This is a genomic window from Muricoccus vinaceus (assembly GCF_042433125.1).
Classification (GTDB): domain Bacteria; phylum Pseudomonadota; class Alphaproteobacteria; order Acetobacterales; family Acetobacteraceae; genus Roseomonas; species Roseomonas vinacea.
The window spans coordinates 223,003-229,541 of sequence record NZ_JBHLVZ010000069.1 but is presented as its reverse complement, the minus strand read 5'-3'; the positions used below and the strand labels follow the sequence as shown (position 1 = coordinate 229,541).

Sequence of the window (6,539 nt, the reverse complement as noted above, 5' to 3'; positions counted from 1 at the left end):
CTTCGCCATCCGCGAGGGCGGCCGCACCGTCGGCGCCGGCGTCGTCGCGAGCATCGAGAAGTAAGATGGCCGCCGACGCCCAGAATATCCGGATCCGCCTCAAGGCGTTCGATCACCGCGTGCTGGATGGCAGCACGCGGGAGATCGTGAACACCGCGAAGCGGACCGGTGCGCGGGTGCGGGGTCCGATCCCGCTCCCCACCCACATCGAGCGGTTCACCGTGAACCGTTCTCCGCACGTCGATAAGAAGTCGCGCGAGCAGTTCGAGATTCGGACTCATCGCCGTCTTCTGGACATCGTCGACCCCACCCCGCAGACCGTGGACGCGCTGATGAAGCTCGACCTGGCCTCGGGCGTGGACGTCGAAATCAAGATCTGAGTCTGAGGGGCGCATACACCATGGCCGCGAAAGATGGCCGCACTGGCCTGATCGCCCGGAAGCTGGGCATGTCCCGGCTTTTCAACGACGACGGCTCCACCGTGCCGGTGACGCTGCTGCACGTGGATGACGTTCGCGTCGTGGCGGTGCGTTCCACCGACAAGGACGGCTACACCGCGGTGCAGCTGGGCGCAGGGCACGCGAAGCCGAAGAACGTCTCCAAGCCCAACAGGGCCCATTTCGCCAAGTCGGGCGTCGAGGCACCCGCGAAGGTGATCGAGTTCCGCACGGCCGATGACGCGGTGCTGGAGGCGGGCGCGAAGCTCTCCCCGGCCCACTTCGTCAAGGGCCAGAAGATCGACGTCACCGGCGTGACCAAGGGCAAGGGCTTTGCCGGCGCCATGAAGCGCTGGAACTTCGCCGGCCTCGAGGCCTCGCACGGCGTGTCGATCAGTCACCGTTCGCACGGTTCGACCGGCAACCGCCAGGATCCGGGCAAGGTCTTCAAGAACAAGAAGATGGCTGGCCATCTCGGCGTCGAGCGCGTGACCACCCAGAACCTGGAAGTGGCCGGCGTGGATGTCGAGCGGAACATCCTCTTCATCAAGGGCGCCGTCCCCGGCGCCGCCAACGGCTGGGTCATGGTGCGCGACGCCGTGAAGCGGAAGCGTCACGCCGACGCGCCGTACCCGACGGCCGCGGCCTGAGGATCGAGCGATGCAGATCAAGGTCATCACCCTCGACAACGCCGAAGCCGGCGACATCGAGCTTCCCGACGAGTTCTTCGGCGCCCAGCCCCGCACCGACATCATGGCGCGCGTGGTCCACTGGCAGCTCGCCAAGCGTCGTGCCGGCACCCACAAGGTGAAGGGCATGGGCGAGGTGTCGGGCACCACGAAGAAGCCCTATCGCCAGAAGGGTACGGGCAACGCCCGCCAGGGTTCGCTCCGCGCGCCGCAGTTCCGCACCGGTGGTGTGGTTCACGGCCCGGTGGTGCGCAGCCACGAGTACAGCCTGCCGAAGAAGGTCCGCCGCCTGGGCCTGATCAGCGCGCTGAGCCAGAAGGCCGCCGAGGGCAAGCTCGTCATCCTCGACACCGCCTCCCCCGGCGACACCGCCAAGACCAAGACCCTGGTCGCGCAGCTGAAGGTGCTTGGCTGGACCAGCGCCCTGGTGTTCGACGCCACGCCGGACGAGGGCCTGTTGCGCGCCGCGCGCAACCTGCCCAAGATCCAGGTGATGCCGACGGTGGGCGCCAACGTCTATGACATCCTCCACCACGACGTGCTCGCGGTCACGCGGGCGGGCGTCGAGGCCCTGAAGGAGCGCCTGTCGTGAGCGCACACGCAACCCGCCCGAAGCCGGTCGTCACGCCGGAGCGCATGTACCAGCTCGTCGTCGCCCCGGTGATCACCGAGAAGGCGACGCTGCTGAACGAGACCGGCCAGGTCACGTTCAAGGTGACGCTCGACGCGACCAAGCCAGAAATCAAGGCCGCCGTGGAGCAGCTCTTCGGCGTCAACGTCACTGCCGTGAACACGGTGGTGGTCAAGGGCAAGTCGAAGCGTTTCCGTGGCCGTCCGGGCCAGCGCTCCGATTGGAAGAAGGCGATCGTCAGCCTGGCCGAAGGCCAGAGCATCGATCTGACGACGGGGCTCGCGTAAGCCATGGCGCTCAAGCAATTCAAGCCGGTCACGCCGAGCCTTCGCGGCACGGTGCTGGTCAACAAGTCCGAACTGTGGAAGGGCAAGCCGGTCAAGCTGCTCACGGAGGGCAAGAGCCACTCCGGCGGGCGCAACAACTACGGCCGCACCACCGTCCGGTTCCGTGGCGGCGGACACAAGCAGTCCTACCGCTATGTCGACTTCAAGCGCCGCACGAAGTTCAACGTGCCCGCGACGGTCGAGCGGTTGGAATACGATCCGAACCGCACGGCCTGGATCGCCCTGCTCAAGTACGCGGACGGCGAACTGACGTATATCATCGCGCCGCAGCGCCTGAAGGCCGGCGACACGGTGATCGCGGGCGATCGCGTGGACATCAAGCCCGGCAACGCCATGCCGCTGGCCTCCATCCCCGTGGGCACGATTGTGCATGCCATCGAGATGAAGCCCGGTGCCGGCGCCAAGATCGCGCGCTCGGCCGGCACCTATTGCCAGCTGGTCGGCAAGGATGCCGGCTATGCCCAGGTCAAGCTGATGTCCGGCGAGGTCCGCCTCCTTCGGGCCGAGTGCCTGGCCTCGATCGGCGCGGTGTCCAACCCGGACAACTCCAACCAGCAGCTCGGCAAGGCCGGGCGTCGCCGCTGGATGGGCTTCCGTCCGCACAACCGCGGCGTTGTCATGAACCCGGTCGACCACCCGCACGGCGGTGGTGAGGGCCGGACCTCTGGCGGCCGTCACCCGGTCACCCCCTGGGGCAAGCCGACCAAGGGTTACAAGACCCGCACCAACAAGCGCACGGACCGTCTCATCGTCCGTCGCCGCACCGCGAAGAAGGGCTGACCGCTATGGCGCGCAGCGTATGGAAGGGGCCGTTCGTCGACGGCTACCTGCTGAACAAGGCGGAGACCGCGCGGAACTCCGGCCGGAACGAGATCATCAAGATCTGGTCCCGCCGCAGCACCATTCTTCCGCAGTTCGTCGGGCTGGTCTTCGGTGTCTACAACGGCAAGAAGTTCATCCCCGTCCAGGTGTCCGAGAACATGGTGGGCCACAAGTTCGGCGAGTTCTCGCCGACGCGCACCTTCACCGGCCATTCGTCGGACAAGAAGGCGAAGCGGGGCTGAGATGAGCAAGCCGAAGCACGAGCGCAGCCTCGCAGAAACCGAAGCTCAGGCGGTCACGCGGAACATCCGCGTGTCCCCGCGCAAGCTGAACCTCGCGGCCGGCCTCATCCGTGGCCGCCGCGCCCAGGATGCCGTCGCCACGCTGACCTTCAGCAAGCGCCGCATTTCAGACACGGTGAAGAAGACGCTCGAGAGCGCCATCGCCAACGCCGAGAACAACCACAGCCTCGATGTCGACAAGCTGGTGGTGGCTCGCGTCGAGGTGGGCCGTTCGATCGTCATGAAGCGCTTCCAGGCGCGTGGCCGCGGCAAGGCCGCCCGCGTCGAGAAGTGGTTCAGCCACCTGAAGATCGTCGTCGCCGAGCAGCAGCCGGTGCCGGTGGCCGAGGAGGCCGCGTAACATGGGTCACAAAGTCAATCCGATCGGGCTCCGGCTCGGCATCAACCGCACCTGGGACAGCCGCTGGTACGCCGGCGACGCCGACTATGCCGGCCTGCTCCATGACGACCTGAAGCTTCGCCGCACCCTGCGTGAGCGCCTGAAGGGCGCTGGCGTGGCCAAGGTCGTGATCGAGCGCCCGGCCAAGAAGCCCCGCGTGACGATCCATGCCGCCCGCCCGGGCGTCGTGATCGGCAAGAAGGGCGCCGACATTGAGCAGCTCCGCAAGGACCTGGCGAAGATGGCGGGGGCCGAGGTTTCGCTGAACATCGTCGAGATCCGCAAGCCCGAGCTGGACGCCACCCTGGTGGCCGAGAGCATCGCGCAGCAGCTCGAGCGCCGCGTCGCCTTCCGGCGCGCCATGAAGCGTGCCGTCCAGTCGGCCATGCGCCTCGGCGCTGGTGGCATCCGCATCAACTGCGGTGGCCGCCTTGGCGGGGCCGAGATCGCGCGCATGGAATGGTACCGCGAGGGCCGCGTGCCCCTGCACACCCTGCGCGCCGATATCGACTTCGGCGTCGCGACCGCGAAGACCACCTATGGCACCTGCGGCGTCAAGGTCTGGATCTTCAAGGGCGAGGTGATGGGCCACGATCCGATGGCGCAGGACAAGCGCGCCGCCGAGCAGGCGCCGCAGCGCTGAGCGACGGACTGAGGAACACGTAACATGTTGTCGCCGAAGCGCACGACGTACCGAAAGGCCCACAAGGGCCGCATCAAGGGCAACGCCAAGGGCGGGTTCACCCTGTCCTTCGGCGGCTACGGCCTGAAGGCGCTGGAGCCGGAGCGGGTCACCGCCCGGCAGATCGAGGCGGCCCGCCGCGCGATCACCCGCGCCATGAAGCGCCAGGGGCGCGTGTGGATCCGGATCTTCCCGGATGTGCCCGTCTCCTCCAAGCCGGCCGAAGTCCGCATGGGCTCGGGCAAGGGCGCGCCCGAGTTCTGGGTGGTCCGGATCAAGCCGGGCCGCATCATGTTCGAGATCGACGGCGTCAACCAGGAGACCGCGCGCGAGGCGCTGGCCCTGGGTGCGGCGAAGCTGCCGATCAAGACGAAGGTCGTGGCCCGTCTGGGCGCGGCGGAGGCCTGATCGATGACCAAGATCGCGGATGTCCGCGCAAAGACCGCGGACGAGCTGAAGACCATGCTGCTCGACCTCCGGAAGGAGCAGTTCAACCTGCGCTTCCAGCGGGCGACGGGCCAGTTGGAGGCCGTTGGGCGAATCCGGGCCGTGCGCCGGGACATCGCCCGTGTTAAGACCGTGCTGGGCCAGCAGGCCCGCACTTCCCCCAAGTCCTGAGAGAGAGGAGACCGCGGCCCATGCCGAAGCGAGTCCTCACCGGGCGGGTCACGAGCGACAAGCAGGACAAGACCGTCACGGTCCTGGTCGAGCGTCGCGTGATGCACCCGCTCTACAAGAAGTTCATCCGGCGCTCGAAGAAGTACGCCGCGCATGACGACACCAACCTGTGCCGCGAGGGCGACACGGTCTCCATCGAGGAGTGCCGTCCGATCTCCAAGCGCAAGTCCTGGCTGGTGATCCAGCGCAACGGCGAAGCCGTCGAGCGCCCCGCCGCCTATGAGCCGCTCGACGACATCGAGATCGGCGAGCAGGTGTCGGCATGATCCAGGTCGAATCCAACCTCGACGTCGCCGACAACTCCGGCGCGCGCCGGGTCCAGTGCATCAAGGTGCTGGGCGGCTCCAAGCGCAAGACGGCCTCGGTCGGCGACATCATCGTCGTCTCCATCAAGGACGCCATTCCCCGCGCCAAGGTGAAGAAGGGCGAGGTCCACCGGGCCGTGATCGTCCGCACCGCCTATCCCGTGCGCCGGGGCGATGGCACCGCCATCCGCTTCGACAACAACGCGGCCGTTCTGATCAACAAGCAGAACGAGCCGATCGGAACCCGCATCTTCGGTCCGGTCGTGCGCGAGCTGCGCGCCCGGAAGTACATGAAGATCATCTCCCTGGCTCCGGAGGTGCTGTGATGGCTGCCAAGATCCGCAAGGGGGACCGCGTCCAGGTTCTCACGGGCAAGGACAAGGGCAAGCGCGGCGAGGTTCTCTCCGTGCTGCCCGAGGCCAACCGCGCCGTCGTGCAGGGCGTGAACATGGTCAAGCGCCACACCAAGCCGCAGGGCATGAACCAGCCCGGCGGTATCCAGGAGAAGGAGGCGTCCATCGACCTCTCCAACCTGGCGCTGATCGACCCGAAGAGCGACAAGCCGACCCGCGTCGGCTTCCGCATCGACGGTGACAAGAAGGTCCGGGTGGCGAAGGCCTCCGGCGAGGTGATCGCATGAGCGACACGACGGAGACGCAGGAGAAGGTGCGCGGCGAGAACATCGCCGCCGAGCAGCCTCGCCTGCAGCAGGAATACTTCGCCTCGATCCGCCAGGCGTTGATCGAGGAATTCGGCTACAAGAACCCGATGGAGGTTCCGAAGCTGGAGAAGATCGTCATCAACATGGGCGTCGGCGAAGCCGCCGGCGACCAGAAGAAGCTCGACGCCGCCGTGGCGGAGCTGACGGTCATCGCCGGCCAGAAGCCGGTCAAGACCAAGGCCAAGAAGGCGATCGCGGGCTTCAAGATCCGCGAGGGCCAGGCGATCGGCACCAAGGTGACGCTGCGGCGCGCCCGGATGTACGAGTTCCTGGACCGGCTGGTCACCATCGCGCTGCCGCGCGTCCGCGACTTCCGCGGCATTTCGGGCAAGGGCTTCGACGGCCGTGGCAACTACGCCATGGGCCTGAAGGAGCAGATCATCTTCCCCGAGATCGCCTACGACAAGGTCGAGGCCGTCCGCGGCATGGATATCGTCTTCGTCACCACGGCGAAGACGGACAAGGAAGCCAAGGCCCTGCTCAAGGGCTTCAAGCTTCCCTTCGTCAACTGATCTTGGAAAACCGCCGGCACGGCGCACCGCGTCG

14 protein-coding genes are annotated in these 6,539 nt (G+C 67.0%); all 14 read left to right on the top strand.

Annotated elements, in window-relative coordinates; translation table 11 throughout:
• The first annotated feature begins 65 nt into the window (after positions 1-65).
• The 14 genes from rpsJ to rplE are packed head-to-tail and all read left to right on the top strand — an operon-like array spanning position 66 to position 6,505.
• Positions 66-380: a 30S ribosomal protein S10 gene (rpsJ, locus tag ACFFIC_RS20160; protein WP_043835383.1), complete on the top strand. Its 315-nt coding sequence runs from the start codon at positions 66-68 to the stop codon at positions 378-380.
• A gap of 20 nt (positions 381-400) precedes the next feature.
• Positions 401-1,087, top strand: a complete 687-nt coding sequence (rplC, locus tag ACFFIC_RS20155; RefSeq protein WP_377053657.1) for a 50S ribosomal protein L3 — start codon at positions 401-403, stop codon at positions 1,085-1,087.
• A 10-nt stretch (positions 1,088-1,097) separates the two neighbouring features.
• On the top strand, positions 1,098-1,718 hold the full coding sequence (gene rplD, locus ACFFIC_RS20150) for a 50S ribosomal protein L4 (protein ID WP_377053655.1): 621 nt from the start codon (positions 1,098-1,100) through the stop codon (positions 1,716-1,718).
• Between the two features lie 44 nt (positions 1,719-1,762).
• Positions 1,763-2,044: a 50S ribosomal protein L23 gene (locus tag ACFFIC_RS20145; protein ID WP_377053673.1), complete on the top strand. Its 282-nt coding sequence runs from the start codon at positions 1,763-1,765 to the stop codon at positions 2,042-2,044.
• Positions 2,045-2,047: 3 nt separating this feature from the next.
• Positions 2,048-2,884: a 50S ribosomal protein L2 gene (gene rplB, locus ACFFIC_RS20140; protein WP_377053653.1), complete on the top strand. Its 837-nt coding sequence runs from the start codon at positions 2,048-2,050 to the stop codon at positions 2,882-2,884.
• A 5-nt stretch (positions 2,885-2,889) separates the two neighbouring features.
• Positions 2,890-3,168, top strand: coding sequence for a 30S ribosomal protein S19 (rpsS, locus tag ACFFIC_RS20135; RefSeq protein WP_377053651.1), 279 nt, complete (start codon positions 2,890-2,892; stop codon positions 3,166-3,168).
• Position 3,169: 1 nt separating this feature from the next.
• Positions 3,170-3,568 carry a 50S ribosomal protein L22 gene (gene rplV, locus ACFFIC_RS20130; protein WP_338663537.1) on the top strand — a complete coding sequence of 133 codons (399 nt, stop codon included), beginning with the start codon at positions 3,170-3,172 and terminating at the stop codon, positions 3,566-3,568.
• A gap of 1 nt (position 3,569) precedes the next feature.
• The gene (gene rpsC / locus ACFFIC_RS20125; protein WP_377053648.1) at positions 3,570-4,250 is read left to right on the top strand and encodes a 30S ribosomal protein S3; all 681 of its coding nucleotides are present in this window, start codon (positions 3,570-3,572) and stop codon (positions 4,248-4,250) included.
• 24 nt (positions 4,251-4,274) lie between these two features.
• Positions 4,275-4,697: a 50S ribosomal protein L16 gene (rplP, locus tag ACFFIC_RS20120; protein ID WP_377053646.1), complete on the top strand. Its 423-nt coding sequence runs from the start codon at positions 4,275-4,277 to the stop codon at positions 4,695-4,697.
• Between the two features lie 3 nt (positions 4,698-4,700).
• Positions 4,701-4,907 (top strand): 50S ribosomal protein L29, encoded by a 207-nt coding sequence (gene rpmC / locus ACFFIC_RS20115; RefSeq protein WP_377053644.1) that lies wholly within the window; start codon positions 4,701-4,703, stop codon positions 4,905-4,907.
• A 20-nt stretch (positions 4,908-4,927) separates the two neighbouring features.
• Positions 4,928-5,233, top strand: a complete 306-nt coding sequence (rpsQ, locus tag ACFFIC_RS20110) for a 30S ribosomal protein S17 (RefSeq protein ID WP_377053642.1) — start codon at positions 4,928-4,930, stop codon at positions 5,231-5,233.
• Positions 5,230-5,598, top strand: a complete 369-nt coding sequence (rplN, locus tag ACFFIC_RS20105) for a 50S ribosomal protein L14 (RefSeq protein ID WP_377053640.1) — start codon at positions 5,230-5,232, stop codon at positions 5,596-5,598. Before rpsQ ends, rplN begins: the two co-directional genes overlap by 4 nt.
• Entirely contained in the window at positions 5,598-5,912 is a 315-nt protein-coding gene (rplX, locus tag ACFFIC_RS20100) for a 50S ribosomal protein L24 (protein ID WP_377053638.1), read from the top strand. The genes rplN and rplX overlap by 1 nt, the downstream gene beginning before the upstream one ends.
• Positions 5,909-6,505: a 50S ribosomal protein L5 gene (gene rplE, locus ACFFIC_RS20095; protein WP_377053636.1), complete on the top strand. Its 597-nt coding sequence runs from the start codon at positions 5,909-5,911 to the stop codon at positions 6,503-6,505. The genes rplX and rplE overlap by 4 nt, the downstream gene beginning before the upstream one ends.
• The last annotated feature ends 34 nt before the right edge of the window (positions 6,506-6,539 follow it).

Coding starts and splice junctions, on each gene's coding strand:
- rpsJ (WP_043835383.1), top strand. CDS start 66: ATGGCCGCCGACGCCCAGAATATCCGGATCCGCCTCAAGGCGTTCGAT.
- rplC (WP_377053657.1), top strand. CDS start 401: ATGGCCGCGAAAGATGGCCGCACTGGCCTGATCGCCCGGAAGCTGGGC.
- rplD (WP_377053655.1), top strand. CDS start 1,098: ATGCAGATCAAGGTCATCACCCTCGACAACGCCGAAGCCGGCGACATC.
- ACFFIC_RS20145 (WP_377053673.1), top strand. CDS start 1,763: ATGTACCAGCTCGTCGTCGCCCCGGTGATCACCGAGAAGGCGACGCTG.
- rplB (WP_377053653.1), top strand. CDS start 2,048: ATGGCGCTCAAGCAATTCAAGCCGGTCACGCCGAGCCTTCGCGGCACG.
- rpsS (WP_377053651.1), top strand. CDS start 2,890: ATGGCGCGCAGCGTATGGAAGGGGCCGTTCGTCGACGGCTACCTGCTG.
- rplV (WP_338663537.1), top strand. CDS start 3,170: ATGAGCAAGCCGAAGCACGAGCGCAGCCTCGCAGAAACCGAAGCTCAG.
- rpsC (WP_377053648.1), top strand. CDS start 3,570: ATGGGTCACAAAGTCAATCCGATCGGGCTCCGGCTCGGCATCAACCGC.
- rplP (WP_377053646.1), top strand. CDS start 4,275: ATGTTGTCGCCGAAGCGCACGACGTACCGAAAGGCCCACAAGGGCCGC.
- rpmC (WP_377053644.1), top strand. CDS start 4,701: ATGACCAAGATCGCGGATGTCCGCGCAAAGACCGCGGACGAGCTGAAG.
- rpsQ (WP_377053642.1), top strand. CDS start 4,928: ATGCCGAAGCGAGTCCTCACCGGGCGGGTCACGAGCGACAAGCAGGAC.
- rplN (WP_377053640.1), top strand. CDS start 5,230: ATGATCCAGGTCGAATCCAACCTCGACGTCGCCGACAACTCCGGCGCG.
- rplX (WP_377053638.1), top strand. CDS start 5,598: ATGGCTGCCAAGATCCGCAAGGGGGACCGCGTCCAGGTTCTCACGGGC.
- rplE (WP_377053636.1), top strand. CDS start 5,909: ATGAGCGACACGACGGAGACGCAGGAGAAGGTGCGCGGCGAGAACATC.